Here is a 16,668-nt window from a genome sequence, read left to right on the forward strand (position 1 = left end):
TCATATCTTCACTCCCCCGCGGACGGCGTGGATCGGACGCCATTGTCGGGAACCTCGATCCCGGCGGTCCACAGGATCGCGTTGAGCAACAGCTTGCGCAGTTCGGGCTGATCGAGGCTCGCCAGATAATGCAGGCCGGTAAAGCCGAACGATCGCCCCCCGCCCGGTCGGTCGAACGCCCAGGCGACGGTGCGCTGCGTCGGCGGCGCGGCGGGCGTCGCCTCGACATGCAATGATCCGGTCAGGATCGGGGTCACCGGTGCCCGGCCGAAACGCAACGTCGGATAGAATTCGTCGCGATAAGCGAAGGGTTCGACGCCGCGGCCGATGGGATGGCGTGGCGGCGCGAAGGCCACCGTCTCGGTGGTGCGATCGACCATGCCGTAGCGCGCCGCGCCCAACCAGCCGACCAGGTCGATCGCGGTCTCGGCGGGTGGCAGCGTCGATGCCTGATGAAAGGTCACCAGCCCCACGCCCTTGCGCATCGACCGTTCGAACGCCGCGCGCCGGGCAGCATCGAGCAACGGATGATGCTCGAGCCCGTCGAAATACCAGATGATCGTCAGAGCGTCGTCGAACGCATGCGGGTCGCTCGGCCACCCGTCGGGATAGGCCCGGATGGTGATGCCGGGCAAGGCGCGGACATCGGGCGAAGCGGCAAGATCGCGCGCGATCCGCGTCACGCCCGCCTTGGCATCATGCACGCGCAGGCCGTGCGGCGTGCTGCCGCCGATCAGGACGATCGCGCCGGGCTTCGACGACCGCGCCTGTACGGTCGACATTGCCGCGAACAGCAGCAGCACTGCCGCGACCGCGATCGCGCGCGCGATCATGATGCGAGGCATTCGTCGAGCAGCACGCCCACCAGCCGCATACGCAGCGTCGCCCGCGACCAGACCACGCCGACGCGCCGTCCGATCGGATTTCCGGGCAAAGGCAGCCGCACCAGATCCAGCCCCACCGGTTCGGGGCCCATCCAGTCGGGGACCAGCGAGACCCCCAGCCCACTGTTGACCATCACCGCAATGGCATTGAGCGCGCCAAGCTCGAAGCGCTCGCGCGGCTGGATCTCCATCCGGCGCAGATAGTCGTCGGCATGGAGGCCGCCCCATTGATTGCGGTCGTAGCGGATCACGGGCTCGGTGCGCAGAAGCTCCAGGGGATCGCGTTCCGCCATCGCGCGCGGCGCCAGCACGACCAGCGGTTCTTCGCGCAGCAGCATCCATTCGCAGGTCTTGGGCAGGGGATAGGGCGCTTCGAGCACAAAGGCCGCATCGAGATTATTGGCCTCGACCTCGGCATAGAGTTGCGCGGAATTTCCCGACCGGATGAACACGTTGATCTGGGGGAATTTCTCGCTGACCCGCGCCAGTATCGGCGGCATCAGGCCGACGAGCGGCGTCGTGCACGCCCCCAGTCTCAGCTCGCCACTCATCTCGCCGGCGGCGGCGATGCTGTGCAGATCCGCCGCATCGCGCACCAGTTGACGGGCCTGCATCAGGATACGTCCGCCCTGCTCGGTCATGCGCACCGTGCGGCCGACGCGAACGATCAGCGGCACGCCCAGCTCGCGTTCGAGCGAATGGAGCTGCTGCGCGATCGCCGACGGGCTGATGTTCAGCGCGCGCGCCGCGGCAGCCATCGATCCCTGTTCGACCACGGCGACGAACGTCTTCAGGAAGTTGATGTCGATGGCGCCCTCTCCCCTTCTGCATCGTCCGCGCCGGTGCCTGCGCCACGACGCGAAAAGATCGTCAATCCCTCCAGTGAATGGCTCGGCGCCGGGAAGAACAGGCTTGCCAGATAACCGATCACGATCGAGCCCATGATCGCCAGGGCAAGATACCAATAGGGGTGGATCAGGCCGAAGATCCATATGGTGAGCGTCAGGATGGACGCGGCGACGATCCCGATCGCCACGCCCTGCCAGTTTGCCCGCCTGGTGAACATGCCCAGCGTATAGGCGCCCGCGCAGCTTCCGCCCAGCAGCCCGAACAGCTCGATGGTCAGGTCGAGCAGCGAATGGATGTCGAGCCGTGAGAGGATGACGGCCAGCGCGATGCCGATCAGGCCGACGACGACGCTCATCTGTTCGGCGAACCGCACCGTCTCCTTCTGCGTCGGCGGCTCCTTTTTGAAGCGGGCATAAAAATCGACCGACAGCAACGTCGCGACGCTATTGATGATGCCTGACAATGTGCCCATCGCCGCGGCGATCAGCCCGGCAATGGTCAGCCCGGTGACTCCCTGCGGCAATTGCGTACCGATAAAGGCCGGAAACACCGCATCGATCGGCAGCAGCGGATTGAGCTGGCCCGGATTGTCGCGATAATAGGCGAACAGCACGGTGCCGATGATATAGAACATGAAGGCGCTGGGCAGCAGCACCACCGCGAAAACCCAGACCGAGCGCTGCGCTTCCTTGACCGAAGGCGTCGCCAGCACGCGCTGCATCAGCACCTGATCCTTGGGGAAGGTCAGCACGACGTCGAACAGCATCAGGATGGCGAAGCCCCAGACCGTCGGCTGGGACACGTCGAAGCTCAGATTGACCATATCGGTCTTTTCGAAGGCGCGCGCCGTCTCGACCACCGACATGAAGCCGAGCTGATGGATGATGTAGCCGATCGCGAAAAAGGCGCCGCCGGTGAGCACCACCACCTGGAACACGTCGGTCCACACCACCGCGCGCATGCCGCCGAGCGCGGTATAGACGATGGTGAACAGGCCCACGAGCACGATGCAGGCGACGATGTTGGTATCGGTGATCGTGCCGATCGCCATTGCCGGCAGGAACAGCACGATGCCCATGCGCCCGCCGATCTGCATCAGCATCCACAGCGCGCTCGAAAGCAGGCGGATCGCCGGGTGGAAACGCGTTTCGAGATAGTTGAACACCGAGACCAGGTTCAGCCGGCGGAACAGCGGCACGACGCAGATCGCGACGAAGATCAAGCCGACGATCGTCGTCAGCTTGGACATGATATATTCCCAATTGGTCTCGAACGCCTTGGCGGGAATGGCGAGATAGCTGATCGAGCTGATGCTGCCCGCGAACATGCTGATGCCCGCCGCCCAGAAGGGAATGGAGCGGTGCCCCAGGAAGAACTCGCTCGACGATCCGGCCTTCGTGCCGCGGTAGAAATAGAATCCCACCCCGAGCATCGCGAACATGTAGATCGAGATGATCACCCAATCGAGCATGGGCAGAGATCGCCGTTCGACCTTCAGCGTCAGCGAGGTCATCCCGCCATCGGCGCCGGCGACGATCAGCCCGTCGCCGTGCGGCGCGACTGCGGCCGGGTGCCCGGCCAGCGGCGCACCGATGCGCGCCCAGGCGTCGGTGATGACGCTGTAGCCGTAGAGCGCGGAACGCCCTTCGCGGTCCCTGATCAGATAGAGCAGATAGGCCTGGCCGATCGATCGTGTCGATCCCGGCACGATCTGCCCCGGCGCGGGCGCGCCCGCCCGCCACCCCTTGTTCGGCAGCCAGCGCCATTGGCGCCCGTCCGTCAGCGTGACGAACCCGCCCCGGTTCTGCGCCCCGATCGCGGCCACCGTCCCGCCGCCCGGCCATGACGGCAGTGCCGTCCATCGCCCCGACCGGGCCAGATCGAGTGTCAGCAGATGCGATCGGCCACCGGCATCGACGCCGCTCACCCAGAGCGCGCCATCGTCGATCGCACCGATGACCGACCGCAGCGGCGTCGGCAGGGTCGCGAACGGCGACGCGTGCACGGCCGATCCCGCGATCGTCAGCCGAACGATATGACGGGCGCCCCCCGATGCGCCGACAAAAGCCAGCGTCTCCATGCCGTCGCTGACCGTATGAACCACGCTGCCAGGGTCGAGATCCAGCGCCAGCGGCGTCCAGTGCCGGTCGCCGGTTTTCAGCAGCAGCGCGCCCGACTTGCGCAGCCCCAGCGGCGCACCGTCGATACTCGCCAATGCGACCATCGCATCGCCGGGCGGCAGCGCAGGCAGTGGCGACGTCGCACTCGATACGGGCGATTTGGCCGACGCGGGCTGGGCCGCGGCCGGATGGAACATCAGCACCAGCACCAGGGCCAGCACGCCGCGCAACCAAAGCGAAACGGTCATGCGCGTTTCCTTCCGCGCGCCACGATCGCTTCCGCCGCGTCGATGGCAGGGCGATCGATCATCCGCCCCTCGAACAGGAAAGCGCCATGCCCATCGCGCGCGGCGGCATGCGCGGCGGCCAGCAGGCGGCCGGCATGGTCGAACGCGTCGCTCCCGTCGAAAACATCGTTGACGATCGGCACCTGGCCGGGATGGATGCAACTCTTGCCCATGAACCCCAGGCTTCGGGCAAGCATGGCCTCGGCACGGAGCCCGTCGGCATCGGCCAGGTCGGTCCAGCTCCCGTCATAGGCGAAGCAGCCGGCCTGCCCCGCCGCCAGCCGGACCGCCCACAGCGCCGCATGCTGGTGGCGCGGATCGGCCCGGTCGATGCCGAGCGCGATGAACAGGTCGTTGAGGCCCAGTTGCAGCCCGGCGACGCGCGGATCGGCGGCGGCAATCTCCGCGGCGTGCGCCAATCCCGGCGACGTCTCGATATTGAGCAGCATGCCCGCACCCACGCCGTGCAGCGAGAGCAGCCGGAGCAGCCGCGCGACATCCTCGGCGGATTCGACCTTGGGCAGGTTGACCAGATCGACGCGAAGGCCGGCGAGTGCCGCGATATCGTCCTCGACAAAAGGCGAGCCCAGCGCATTGATCCGGACGATGAGCCGCTTCGACGATGCGCGCGCGGCGTCGGACGCAAGAACCTGCCGAAGCCGCTCGCGCGCGGCCGACTTGCCATCGGCGGGAACCGAATCCTCCAGATCGAACGACAGCATGTCCGCTTCGCCCGCGAACGCCTTTGCAAAGAAATCAGGCCGCGCGCATGGCACGAACAACTTGCTGCGCATTCCCGATCCCATCCCGTCCCCGATTCTTCGCCGAGCACGGCAGGAATAACATGGAAAAGAAGCGGGAAAGCTGGCTTCAGACCACAGCATTTCTGTTGTTCGGTGGGGGTAGACGCCGATACGGCAATTCCAGGCAAATGATCGGACCGCATAAAATCTTGGGTTAGAACACAGCGGCCGACCGGTTTTATCGCTCTCCGCATTTTTATACCCTGCCGAAAATTTCCGAAAACGGGAGGGGACCATGAAGACTTTTTCTCGGGCAATCACTGCCGCCCTGTTGCTGGGCACGGCGATACCGGCGTTCGCGCAGGACAGTGCCGCACCCGCCGACGCGGCGGACGCATCGGCCGACGATAGTGAATCGACCCAGATCATCGTCACCGGCACCCGTGCCCCCAAGGCGGTCGACAAGATCCCCGGCGCGATCACCGTCATTTCGTCGGTCGAGCTCACGCGCAATCTGACGCTGACCGAGGATGCGACCGCGGTGCTTGCCCGCTCGATCCCGGGCTATTCGGAATCGAACCAGACGCTCAACACGCTGGCCGAAACGATGCGCGGGCGCGCCGCGCTCTACATGTTCGACGGCATCCCGCAATCGACGCCGCTGCGCGACGGCAGCCGCAACGCCACCTTCACCGACATGGCGACCGTGCAGCGCATCGAGGTGATCGGCGGCGCATCCGCGTCCGAAGGCATCGGCGCCGCGGGCGGCATTATCAACTATATCTCCAAGCGCGCGACCGAGCCGGGCACGCATGTCAGCGTCTCGGGAAGGATCGGCAGCCAGTTCCGCGACGACAGCGAGATCTGGAAGATCGGCGGCAGCGTCGCGCACAAAAGCGGGATGCTCGATGTGTTCGTCGCCGCGGCCTATGTCGATCGCGGCATCACCTACGACGCCAGAGGCCGCCGCATCGGCCTCAGCGCATCGACATCGCTCGCCGACTCCACCCAACGCAATATTTTCGGCAAGGTCGGACTGACCTTCGGCGAGGGGGATTCACAGCGGCTGGAAGCGATCGCGAGCTATTTCCGCCTCGCGAGCAAGGGCAATTACCATTATGTCGCGGGCAGCCGCGCACTCGGCATTCCCGACACCGCCGAACCTGGTCCGCCGCGCGGCACCAACGGCCAGTCGCTCGCCGGCACGGAGTTCAACGACTTTCGCCAATATGTGCTCAACTACAGCAATTCCGCGCTGTTCGGCGGCAGCCTGAACGTCACCGGCTATATCGCCCGCCAGGCGATGCGCTTCCCCGGCGAGAACAGCGTCGGGCGCCAGGATCCGCTGATCGCGCCGCTCGGCACCCTCGTCGACCAGTCGGAGATCCTGTCGAAGAAATATGGCGTTCGCACATCCTATACGCGCCCCGATTTCCTGCTTCAAGGGCTCGAGCTCCGCTTCGGCGTGGACATCGTGCACGACAAGACGCAGCAAAGGCTGGCGCTGACCGATCGCATCTGGGTGCCGCCGATGGAATATGACAGCGTCGGCCCCTATGCGCAGCTGTCCTACGATATCGGCCCGGTCACGTTCAGCGGCGGCTGGCGGCGCGAGGACGGCAAGGTCAAGGTCGCGGACTATACGACGGTCTATGCCAACAACCGCGCCTTCGTGAAGGGCGGCACGCTCAACTACAAGAACGACCTGCTTAACGCCGGCGCCGTGTGGCGCATCGGCGGCGGCTTCTCCACCTTCGCGTCGTACAGCGAGGGCTTCACGCTGCCCAATGTCGGCATCCCGCTGCGCAACGTGAACGTGCCGGGCAAGACGGTGGAAGGCCTGCTCGACCTTCAGGCCGTCATCTTCAAGAACAAGGAAATCGGCTTCAACTGGCGCGACCGGATCGGCAATGTCGGCATATCCTATTATGATTCCAAGTCGAAGCTCGGTTCCTCGCTCGCGATCGATCCGGTCACGCGCGACTATGTGCTGCTGCGCCGCCCGATCCGTATCCGCGGTGTCGATTTCACCGCCGAGTTCAATCCCGTCGAGGACCTGCGGCTCAACCTGCTGTTCTCGCACGTCGTGGGCAAGACGACCGCGGCCAACAATGTGACGACCCCGCTCGACGTGACCCTGGGCACGATCAACATCAGCCCCGACAAGCTCAACGCGTCGGTGACCTGGCAGCCGGTGGAGCCTGCGTCGATCACCTTCGGCGCATCCTCGATCCTCGGCCGCCACATCAACAAGGGCCGCGCCGGGCTGGAGGAACGCACCAAGGGCTATACGCTGTTCGACCTGACCGCGAATTACCGCTTCGAAAAGGTCGGCACGCTGTCGCTGGGCGTCGAGAATCTGTTCAACAAATTCTACTTCCTCACCTCGTCGCAAATCGACATCTTCCAGAATTATTTCGCTGGGCGCGGACGCACCGTCTCGCTGACGCTGCGCAGCGAATTCTGAAGGGCGGAGCCGTGCGATCGTGATCAATGTCCCCGGTTCTGTTCTCGTCGCCGGCTCCGCGAATATCGATATGGTGGTCCGTGCGGCGCGCATCCCGCTGCCGGGGGAGACGGTGCTGGGCGGCGACCTGGCGATCAATCCCGGCGGCAAGGGAGCAAACCAGGCGGTCGCCTGCGCGCGTGCCGGCGGTGCCGCCACCGCCATGCTGCTGGCGCTGGGCGACGACGTCTTCGCGCCTGTCGTCAAGCGGTCGCTGACGGACGCGGGCGTGGCACTGCATCTGGTGCCGAGCGACCGTCCGACCGGCACCGCGTTGATCACGGTATCCGACGATGCGGAAAATGCGATAACGGTAGCGTCCGGCGCGAATGCGACATTGGCGCCGGAGCACCTCCCTTCGCTCGACGGGGTCGCCGTGCTGATGCTGCAACTTGAAACGCCGATCGAAACCATCGCCGCCTATGCCGCCGCCGCACACCGCGCGGGTACGACGGTGATCCTGAATGCGGCGCCGGCGAGACGCCTGCCCGAAAGCCTGTTGCGCGACGTCGATATTCTGATCGTCAACGAAAGCGAGCTCGCGGCGATCGCGGGCGACGGGGGCTCGATCGCGGAGCAGCTGCGACGCACCGGCGCCAGCGCGGCAATCGTCACATTGGGCGAGCGCGGCAGCTGCGCCTGGACGGGCAGCGCGTTCGTGATGCAGCCATCCTTCCCGGTGGCTGCGATCGACACGACGGCGGCAGGCGACACATTTTGCGGGGCATTCGCCGCGGCGCTGTCGCACGGCGAAGCGATGTTGCCGGCCATGCGCTTCGCATCCGCCGCGGCAGCGCTGTCGGCGACACGGCATGGCGCGCAACCGAGCATTCCCATGCGCGACGAAGTGCACGCGATGCTCCTCCCCACCCCCGCGAACGATGACGCCGCGCGCGTCGCGCTCGGCGCTTATATCGGGCTTCCCGCGCCCGCCGAACACGCATGAAGCAGGCCATGGACCCGATCAAAACCACCAGCGACTATAAATTCTCCCACGCACTGACCGGCCCCTATCTCCCAACGCCCGGCAAGCTGCCCGGCTGGCCGTTCCAGGAGATGGGACGATGGAAGATCGATGCCGACGGAGAGGCCGACGCCTGGTATCGCGGTCTGCTCGAATGGCGGCGGGAGCATCGCATCCGCATCGGGTTCGACGACAGCCTCTATCGCCGGCCCGACCTGGCCTGGGCGCAGCGCAATTTCGTGCACACATTGCTGATGGTCGAGGATCGCCATTTCTACGATCCCGATACCGGCCGTTACACCGTCGACCGCTATCTCGACGATCTCGAAGCGCGCTTCGGCGGTGTCGACAGCGTGCTGATCTGGTATATCTACCCCAATATCGGCATCGACGATCGCAGCCAGTTCGATCTCGTCGAAGCGCTTCCCGGCGGGATCGAGGGGCTGAAGGGCGCCGTCACCGATTTCCACCGGCGCGGCGTGAAAGTGTTCCTGCCGACCATGCCGTGGGACAACGGCACCCGCCCCGGCGCAACCGACGACTGGGAACGCATGGCGGACATCGTCGCCGCCACCGGCGCGGACGGGATCAATGGCGACACCTATTCGGGTGTGCCGCGCGCCTTCCACGCGGCCTGCGAAACGCGCGGGCTGTCGATCGTGCTGCAACCCGAATCCACCGCGCAGGCGGGCGACCATATCCTGTCGTGGAACGTGCAGAGCTGGACCAAGCGCGTTCCCGACGAGAGCATCCCGACAGTCGTGAAGCTGAAATGGATCGAGCCCCGGCACATCGTCAATATCGAGAACCGCTGGAGCCGGGTGCGCATCAACGATCTGCAGCACGCCTTTTTCAACGGGATCGGCTATGTCGCGTGGGAGAATGTCTTCGGCTTCGTCAACCGGCTGAGCGCGCGCGATGCGGAGGCGCTGCGCCGCGTCGCCACCATCCAGCGCACATTATGGGCGGAATGCACCGACATCGGCTGGCGCCCCTATGAGCACACATTGCAGGCCGGCGTCTTCGCCAGTCGTTTTCCCGGCGCCGGCCGCATCTTCTGGGCGCTGATCAACCGCAGCGAATATGAAGTCGACGGCGAACAATTGCGTGTGCCGCATGTCGCGGGCGCCCGCTATCTCGACCTTTGGCGCGGCACCGAGATCGAGCCGCGGATCGAGCACGGCCATGCGATTCTCGCCTGCGCGATCGAAGGGCGCGGCTTCGGCGCGCTGATGCAGATCGCGCCTGACGGCGACGCTTCGGATATCGCGGACCTGCTCGGCACGATGGCGCAACGATCGGCAATGCCGCTATCGGCCCTGTCCGCGCGCTGGAATGCAGCACCGCAATCGCTCGTGCCGATCGAACCGACAGCCAAACATGACAAGGTTCCGGACGGCATGATCGCGATCCCCGCGGCCGATTTCGACTTCGCGGTGCGCGGCGTCGTCATCGAAGGCTATGCGGCCGAGGGAGTCGACGTCCAATATCCTTGGGAAACCGGCCCGCGCCGCAACCATCGCCACCGCATCGCCATTCCGGCCTTCGCGATCGACCGCTTCCCCGTCACCAATGCGCAATTCGCGCACTTCCTTGCGGCCAGCGGCTACAGCCCGGCGGACCGCCGCAATTTCCTGGCCCATTGGATCGACGGCGCACCGCCCATCGGATGGGAAAACCGCCCCGTCTTCTGGATCGGGATCGAGGATGCGCGCGCCTATGCCGCATGGGCGGGCAAACGGCTCGTCCGCGAATGGGAATGGCAATATGCCGCGCAGGGCACCGACGGCCGTCGCTATCCCTGGGGCGACGACTGGAACCCCCAGGCCGTGCCCGAGCCCTGCCTCGACCGCACCATGCCCGATCCTGCGGCCGTCGACGCCCATCCGCTCGGCGCCAGCCCGTTCGGCGTGATGGACCTGGTCGGCAATGTCTGGGAATGGACCGACGAATATCGTGACCAACATATCCGCGCCGCGGTGCTGCGCGGCGGCAGCGCCTATCAGCCGCAAACCTCGCATTGGTATTTCCCGCCCGCCTATCGGCTGGACGAGCACGGCAAATATCTGCTGATGGCGCCGGCCAAGGACCGTTCGGCGGGCATCGGATTTCGCTGTGCCGCCGATCTCTGAGCCCGCGCAGACATTCGCGCCGCCCGGCGCGGTGGTGTTCGGCAGCGTGCTCGGCGATGCGCTCGCCGCGAACCATCAGGGGCGGCTGTCGCGCTTCATCGTTGACGAAACCAGCCCCGCGATCGCGATCTTCGCGCCCGAGGCGGTGGAGCATAACGAGGCCGGCGACTGGTATGGCGAACATGCGGGCAAATGGCTGGTCGCCGCGACCCGCGCCGCGACACGCACGCGCGACGACGCACTGCTTGGCCGCGTGCGTCGCGTCGCGGACTATCTGATCTCACGCCAGGACGATGACGGCTATCTCGGCAATTACGCACGCAGCCGGCGCTTCATGCACGGCCAGCCGCCCAAGCCGGTGACATGGGACGGCGCGCCTGCCGAACGGACATGGGATATCTGGACGCACAGCTATCTGGTGCTCGGCATGATCGAGCTGGCCCGCGCCACCGGCGACGGGCGCTATCTCGACTGTGCGTGCCGGATCGGCGATCTCGTCCACCGGACATTGAGCGCCGGCATCCGTATCACCGATCTCGGCAATCATTTCGGCCTGTCGGCGACGGTAATGCTCGACGCCGCGGTCGAGCTGTATTTCGCGACCGGCGCGGACGAGGATCTTTCGCTCGCGCTGCTCATCCTCGAACAGATGGAAAGCGAACCGCGCAACCGCCTGCTCAGCGCCGCGCTGGCCGGCGTGGACCCTTCGGAGATCGCCACCGGCAAGGCCTATCAACTGCTCTGGAATTGCGTCGGCCTGGCCAAGCTCCATCGCGCCACCAGCGACGTGCGTTACCTGACGGCGACGCGCAACATCTGGACGGCGATCCGCGACCATCATCTGACATTGGGCGGCGGCCCCTGGGGCGGCGTCGCGCACCGCTCGCGCGAAGTGTTCAATCCCGCCGGCGTCTTCAACCCCGAAGCCTATGTCGAGACCTGCTCGACCATGGCCTGGATCCAGCTCAACCGCGAATTGCTGGCGATCACCGGCGAAGCGGCGTTCGCGCAGGAGATCGAGCGGAGCGCCTATAACGACCTGCTCGGCGCGCAGGCCGAAAATGGCGAAGACTGGTGCTATTATTGCTTCCCCAACGGCCGACGCGTCCACACCACCTATTGGCGCTGCTGCAAGTCGAGCGGGGCGATGGCACTGGAGGAGCTGCCCGCGATCGCCTGCGCGACGACCGCACAGGGCGGCATCGCGATCAACCTGCTGGGCGAATGGGAAGCAGAGCTCGAGCTTGCGGATGCGGGCGCAGTCTCGCTGCGGCAGATGACCGGCTATCCTTTCGACGGTGAGATCCGCATCGCGCTGGACCTCCAGCGCCCGGCCGAATTCGAACTGCGGGTGCGCATCCCCGACTGGGCGGAAGGCGCCGTGCTGCACGTCGGCGAAGCGGAATATCCTGCACCGGCGGGCGGCTATGCCCGCATCGTCCGGCCATGGGTCTCGGGCGACATCATATCGCTCGATCTGCCGCTGCACCCGACACTCCATCGCGCGACCCAGAGCAATGTGCAGGAATCGCTGGCCCCTGACGGCAGCATGGTGACGCAACAGGTGATGCGCTTCGACTATGCGGCGCTCACCCGCGGTCCGCTCGTCTATGCGACCGGGCTGGTCGACGGATATAAAGTGTCCGAAACCCTGCGGCTCGATGCGGCCATGCCCCCGGAGATGGATGGGGAAAGGCTGCTCCTGCATGCGGAGGGCCGCGCATCGATCGCGTTCGAACCCTATTTCAACATCGGTGACCGGCAGGACGGCAGCTGGCGGCTGACCTGGCTCCCCCTCGCCCCCCAATATTCCCAGACCTGGACCCAAGATGACCGGTAAATCGCGCTTCCGCAGCTCTCTCCGCCAGCAATCCGCGGGGCCGCTCGCCGGTATCAAGGTGCTCGATCTCAGCGCCTATATCGCCGGTCCCTATGGCTGCTCGCTGCTTGCCGACCAGGGCGCAGACGTCATCAAGATCGAGCCGCCGGGCGGCGACAATCTGCGCCAATATCCATCGACGCTGGACGGCGACAATCGCGCCTTTCTGGGCGTCAACCGCAGCAAGCAGGGTATCGTGCTGAACCTGAAGGACGCGGGAGACCGCGATCTGCTGCGCGAACTTGCCGTCGAGGCCGACATCTTCGTCCATAATTTCCGGCCCGGCGTGGCGGAGAGGCTGGGCATCGATTTCGACAGCCTCGGCGCGCTCAATCCCCGGCTGATCTATTGCGCGATCACCGGCTATGGCGACGATGGGCCGCTGCGATCGAAGGCGGGTTACGATCAGGTGCTACAGGCGATGACCGGCATGTGCGTGCTCCAGGGCCGGCCGGAACTGCCCGAACTCACTTATGGTTCGCCCGTCGATTATTATGCCGCGGCACTCGTCGCCGCGGGGGTCGCATCCGCGCTCTACGAACGCGAGCGCAGCGGCGAGGGGCAATTTGTCGGCGTGTCGCTGCTGCGCAGCGCGCTGACGATGCAGTCCGCACGGCTGATCAAGGCCGCGGGCGAGACCCACGACATCTCGCGCGACATGCGCTCGGGCGGCATCACCGGGCTGCACCCGACGGCGGACGGATATCTCTACCTCTCCGCCAACACACCGCATTTCTGGCAGGCGCTGTGCGACCTCACCGGCCTGTCCGAACTGGCAGCCGATCCACGCTATGACAGCGTGCGCGCGCGCGCGGCCCATGCGGACGAGATCGTGCCGCGGTTGCGCGCGGCTCTGGAGACGCGCAGCGCGCGGGAATGGGAAGAATTGCTCGGCGACGCGGTGCCCTGTTCGGCGGTACGGCCGATCGAGGACATGTTCGATCATCCCCAGGTGATCGCGGAGTCCATCGTCGCCGATATCGCGCACCCCGTTCTCGGCAGCTATCGCGGGGTCGGCCAGCCGATCAAATTCGGGCGCACGCCAGGTCCGGCCCCCTTTGCCGCGCCGATGCTGGATCAGGACACCGACGCCATTCGCCGATCATGATCACGCCCGGCCCGCTCCGGCGGACGGCAGGGGCCAGAGCCGGTCGACGGGACGTTCCAGGACGCGCGCAGCCGCGGCGTGGAGGATCTTCGGCCCGAGCCGGCCGGAACGCGCCGCGGTGGCGATCCATTGCTCGAGATTGCCGCCGGTCTCCACCCAGCGATCGTCGCGCAGCAGGCCGTAGAGCCCGCCGGCCAGGACATGGATGCCGTCATCGGCTTTGCGCCAGCGGTCGGCGGGATTGCGCGCGACGCCGAGCGCTTCGCTGATGAGCTGGTCGATCGCCTCGCATATGTCTTCGTTGAACATCCCTTCCAGCGTGGTGTAGCCCCATTTGGGGTCATGCTCCTTGACGATGCGCGGGATCAGCGGGTCGCGTGCGAGCACCGCCAGCGCCGCCTTCGCCGCGGCACCGTCCATCGGGAACGGCGGATGCAGCATTTCGTGCGCGGCGATCCGCACCGTCGTGGCGGTGTCGTAATCGGCCGCCTGGAGAAAGGTCTGGTCGAGCATCTTGGCGCCATGCGGCTTGGAAAAGGCGAGCAGCACGACGTTGATGACGGGATCGAAGCTGCGCCCCGTCAGCTTTTCCTGCCATTGGACCACATCGTAGCGCGCAAGGCCGTTCGTCACTTCGGCGATCCGCCCGGCAAAGGCCGTGCCCAGGCGCTTGCGCCTGAACCCCGTGAAATCCGCGCCCTGCATGGCCCGGAACACCGCGATCAGCCGTGGCGCATGCTGCACAAGCCAGGTGAAATCGCTTTCCTCGCGGCTCGGGTTGCGGCGAAAGGCGGGGGCGACGCGGCCATCGGGATCGGCAAGCGCGTCAATCACCGACTGGAGCGAGGTGATGCCCGCACCGCTCAGGATATTGGCGAGCACCGGCCAGAGCAGGCCGAACGACTCCGCTTCGGCTTCCTGCGCAAGACGCGGGATATCGGCACGGATGTCCGCCGGCAGGCCCGGCGCGAAGGCGTCGGCATCCTCGGCATAATAATGCCGATAGAGATCCTGGCCCGACAGCGCACCGAGAAAGGCGATCGCGTCATAGCCTTCGGATTCGATCACGTTCCAGCGCGTGCGCATCGCGGGCGGTGTCGCCGCGAATGCGGGGAGGATGGGGGTGGCGGCGAGCGCCATGGCGGCGGCGATGAAATGACGACGGTTCATGCATCCCGCTTAACGCGGGGGCGCCACTTTCGATTGAACGGACTTTGCCCTGAGGCCGGCCGGCGTCGCCCCTGTGATCTCCCGCAGCGCGCGCGTCATGTGCGCCTGATCGGCAAAGCCGAGATCGACGGCCAGATGCGCCAGCGGCTCGTCCGTGACGGCGATTGCGCGCAATGCGCGCCGCACGCGCATTTCCATCCGGAAACGCTTGGGACTGACACCGAAGGCACGATGGAAACCGCGGCTGACCGAGGCAGGCGAAAGCCCCATGGCATCGGCCCAATCGGTGATGGAAAGCGCTGGATCGCCGCCCATCGCATCGGCCAGCAGATCGGGCCAGTCGGCGAAGCGACGCGCCCCGGGGCGGATATGTGCGGCGACAAAGGCCGTCGCGGCGACCGGATCGCGCTCGGCCAGGCGCATCACCGCATCCGGATCTTCGACCAGTCCCGCGCCCCGCTCGAATGCCGGCAAAGCAGGCAGGTTGAGCACGATGGTTTCGCCGGTCTCGAACGCATCGCGATGCGCCTCGTGCGCACCATGGATGATCACCGTCCCGGGCCCCGCCAGCCAGCGCCCGCGATCTCCTGCTTCGACATATCCGCCGGCCAACACGACCGCGACATAACCCGTGGCATGCCGATGGCGCGGCAAGGCACCGCGCCCATGCCGAGTCACCCTGGCGGGTGCGTCATGCGTCGATGATGGCGGCTGGCCACGACGATTGCCTGTCATGGCGCCTGTCTTAACGGAAGGAGCGGCCCTTGGCCTAGAGCGATTTGCAGTTCGATGGACTCATCGAACGACTCGAAAATTGCGACAAAACAAAAGCCTGGAGCATGTGATCCGCTTCCGGCGGATCACATGCTCTAGTGGTCGGATCCAAGATCGACATGCTCGGCGATGATCCGGAGCGTGGTTTCCGCATGCTCCTTGCGGCAGATCAGCAGATCGGGAAGATAGCTGTCCTGCCGGTTGTAGATCAGCGGCGAACCGTTGATGCGCGAGCAATGCAGGCCATGGGCCTGCGCGACCGCCGCCGGCGCCGCCGAATCCCATTCATATTGGCCGCCGCTATGCAGGTAGATATCGGCTTCGCCACGCACGATCGCCATCGCCTTGGCACCGGCAGATCCCATGGGCACAAGCGTCGCGCCGAGCCGTTCGGCGACGGCCACCGCCTCCGCCGCCGGGCGGGTGCGGCTGACCACCATCCGCAGGATCGACGGCGCGGGCGGCACCGTCAAAGGCGCGTCCGAACGCAGCACCATATCGATGCCCGGCAGCGCCACCGCGCCGATCGCCGCGACGCCGTCGATCGCCAGCCCGACATGCACTGCCCAGTCGGTGCGGTCCTCGCCATATTCGCGTGTGCCGTCGACCGGATCGACGATCCATACCCGGCGCCGGTCGAGCCGGTCGGGCCTGTCCTTCTCCTCTTCCGAAAGCAGCCCGTCGTCCGGCCGCGCGGCGCGCAGGGCATGGCAGAGGAACTGGTTCGCGGTCTGGTCCCCCGCCTTGCCCAGCGCCTTGGCGCCGAACAGGCCCGAAGCGCGCACGGCCTTCAGGATCACGCCGGCATGATGCGCCAGATGCGCGGCCAGCGCGGCATCGCTCATCTCGGCCAGTGCAGTGCTCATAATATCAGCCTTTTCACGATCTCTTCCGCGGCTTCCTCGGCGGACATACGCGTCGTATCGATACGGATCTCGGGATGTTCGGGCGCTTCATAGGGACTGTCGATCCCGGTGAAGTTCTTGAGCGCACCGGCACGCGCCTTTCGATAGAGGCCCTTCACGTCGCGCGCCTCGGCCTCGGCCAGCGGCGTGTCGATATGCACTTCGACGAACTCGCCGGCGGACATCATGTCGCGCACCATCCGCCGCTCCGCCCGGAAGGGTGAGATGAACGCGGTGATCACGATCAGCCCGGAATCTGCCATCAGTTTTGCGACTTCGCCGACGCGGCGGATATTCTCGACCCGATCGGCATCGGTGAAGCCGAGATCCCGGTTCAGGCCATGGCG

13 protein-coding genes are annotated in these 16,668 nt (G+C 66.0%); 5 read left to right on the forward strand and 8 right to left on the reverse strand.

Features of this window, described 5'->3' with window-relative positions; all coding sequences use genetic code 11:
* Positions 1-8 precede the first annotated feature (8 nt).
* The 4 genes from AC3WN8_RS28035 to AC3WN8_RS28050 are packed head-to-tail and all read right to left on the reverse strand — an operon-like array spanning position 9 to position 4,934.
* Positions 9-845, reverse strand: coding sequence for a ThuA domain-containing protein (locus AC3WN8_RS28035; RefSeq protein ID WP_492672813.1), 837 nt, complete (start codon positions 843-845; stop codon positions 9-11).
* Entirely contained in the window at positions 830-1,642 is an 813-nt protein-coding gene (locus AC3WN8_RS28040; RefSeq protein ID WP_492672814.1) for a LysR family transcriptional regulator, read from the reverse strand. The genes AC3WN8_RS28035 and AC3WN8_RS28040 overlap by 16 nt, the downstream gene beginning before the upstream one ends.
* A 32-nt stretch (positions 1,643-1,674) precedes the next feature.
* Positions 1,675-4,101, reverse strand: coding sequence for a sodium:solute symporter (locus tag AC3WN8_RS28045; RefSeq protein ID WP_492672815.1), 2,427 nt, complete (start codon positions 4,099-4,101; stop codon positions 1,675-1,677).
* Positions 4,098-4,934: an HpcH/HpaI aldolase/citrate lyase family protein gene (locus AC3WN8_RS28050; protein ID WP_492672816.1), complete on the reverse strand. Its 837-nt coding sequence runs from the start codon at positions 4,932-4,934 to the stop codon at positions 4,098-4,100. Before AC3WN8_RS28050 ends, AC3WN8_RS28045 begins: the two co-directional genes overlap by 4 nt.
* A gap of 244 nt (positions 4,935-5,178) precedes the next feature.
* On the opposite strand from AC3WN8_RS28050, the gene AC3WN8_RS28055 reads away from it, so the two are divergent.
* Genes AC3WN8_RS28055 through AC3WN8_RS28075 form a run of 5 tightly spaced genes read left to right on the forward strand, consistent with a single transcriptional unit; the run spans position 5,179 to position 13,472 of the window.
* Positions 5,179-7,350, forward strand: a complete 2,172-nt coding sequence (locus AC3WN8_RS28055) for a TonB-dependent receptor (RefSeq protein ID WP_492672817.1) — start codon at positions 5,179-5,181, stop codon at positions 7,348-7,350.
* A 19-nt stretch (positions 7,351-7,369) separates the two neighbouring features.
* On the forward strand, positions 7,370-8,335 hold the full coding sequence (locus AC3WN8_RS28060; RefSeq protein ID WP_492672818.1) for a ribokinase: 966 nt from the start codon (positions 7,370-7,372) through the stop codon (positions 8,333-8,335).
* A gap of 8 nt (positions 8,336-8,343) precedes the next feature.
* A complete protein-coding gene (locus tag AC3WN8_RS28065) occupies positions 8,344-10,485 on the forward strand; it encodes a formylglycine-generating enzyme family protein (RefSeq protein WP_492672819.1) in 2,142 nt (713 codons plus the stop codon).
* Positions 10,469-12,325 carry a glycoside hydrolase family 127 protein gene (locus AC3WN8_RS28070; RefSeq protein ID WP_492672820.1) on the forward strand — a complete coding sequence of 619 codons (1,857 nt, stop codon included), beginning with the start codon at positions 10,469-10,471 and terminating at the stop codon, positions 12,323-12,325. The genes AC3WN8_RS28065 and AC3WN8_RS28070 overlap by 17 nt, the downstream gene beginning before the upstream one ends.
* The gene (locus AC3WN8_RS28075; protein WP_492672821.1) at positions 12,315-13,472 is read left to right on the forward strand and encodes a CaiB/BaiF CoA transferase family protein; all 1,158 of its coding nucleotides are present in this window, start codon (positions 12,315-12,317) and stop codon (positions 13,470-13,472) included. Before AC3WN8_RS28070 ends, AC3WN8_RS28075 begins: the two co-directional genes overlap by 11 nt.
* Here AC3WN8_RS28075 and AC3WN8_RS28080 read toward each other — a convergent pair whose 3' ends face one another.
* From AC3WN8_RS28080 to cysC, 4 genes are all read right to left on the reverse strand, one after another.
* Positions 13,473-14,642, reverse strand: coding sequence for a hypothetical protein (locus tag AC3WN8_RS28080; RefSeq protein ID WP_492672822.1), 1,170 nt, complete (start codon positions 14,640-14,642; stop codon positions 13,473-13,475).
* Positions 14,643-14,651: 9 nt separating this feature from the next.
* Positions 14,652-15,377 carry a helix-turn-helix domain-containing protein gene (locus AC3WN8_RS28085; RefSeq protein WP_492672823.1) on the reverse strand — a complete coding sequence of 242 codons (726 nt, stop codon included), beginning with the start codon at positions 15,375-15,377 and terminating at the stop codon, positions 14,652-14,654.
* Between the two features lie 134 nt (positions 15,378-15,511).
* The gene (locus AC3WN8_RS28090) at positions 15,512-16,282 is read right to left on the reverse strand and encodes a 3'(2'),5'-bisphosphate nucleotidase CysQ (RefSeq protein WP_492672824.1); all 771 of its coding nucleotides are present in this window, start codon (positions 16,280-16,282) and stop codon (positions 15,512-15,514) included.
* Positions 16,279-16,668 (reverse strand): adenylyl-sulfate kinase (cysC, locus tag AC3WN8_RS28095; protein WP_492672825.1); only part of this gene is annotated, 390 nt, incomplete at its 5' end. The genes cysC and AC3WN8_RS28090, both read right to left, overlap by 4 nt.

This window comes from Sphingobium sp. FW305-3-2-15-F-TSA7 (genome assembly GCF_058787155.1).

Excerpts from the sequence above, each read along its gene's own strand:
- AC3WN8_RS28035 (WP_492672813.1), bottom strand. The coding sequence starts at position 845 with ATGCCTCGCATCATGATCGCGCGCGCGATCGCGGTCGCGGCAGTGCTG.
- AC3WN8_RS28040 (WP_492672814.1), bottom strand. The coding sequence starts at position 1,642 with ATGGCTGCCGCGGCGCGCGCGCTGAACATCAGCCCGTCGGCGATCGCG.
- AC3WN8_RS28045 (WP_492672815.1), bottom strand. The coding sequence starts at position 4,101 with ATGACCGTTTCGCTTTGGTTGCGCGGCGTGCTGGCCCTGGTGCTGGTG.
- AC3WN8_RS28050 (WP_492672816.1), bottom strand. The coding sequence starts at position 4,934 with ATGCGCAGCAAGTTGTTCGTGCCATGCGCGCGGCCTGATTTCTTTGCA.
- AC3WN8_RS28055 (WP_492672817.1), top strand. The coding sequence starts at position 5,179 with ATGAAGACTTTTTCTCGGGCAATCACTGCCGCCCTGTTGCTGGGCACG.
- AC3WN8_RS28065 (WP_492672819.1), top strand. The coding sequence starts at position 8,344 with ATGGACCCGATCAAAACCACCAGCGACTATAAATTCTCCCACGCACTG.
- AC3WN8_RS28075 (WP_492672821.1), top strand. The coding sequence starts at position 12,315 with ATGACCGGTAAATCGCGCTTCCGCAGCTCTCTCCGCCAGCAATCCGCG.
- AC3WN8_RS28080 (WP_492672822.1), bottom strand. The coding sequence starts at position 14,642 with ATGAACCGTCGTCATTTCATCGCCGCCGCCATGGCGCTCGCCGCCACC.
- AC3WN8_RS28085 (WP_492672823.1), bottom strand. The coding sequence starts at position 15,377 with ATGACAGGCAATCGTCGTGGCCAGCCGCCATCATCGACGCATGACGCA.
- AC3WN8_RS28090 (WP_492672824.1), bottom strand. The coding sequence starts at position 16,282 with ATGAGCACTGCACTGGCCGAGATGAGCGATGCCGCGCTGGCCGCGCAT.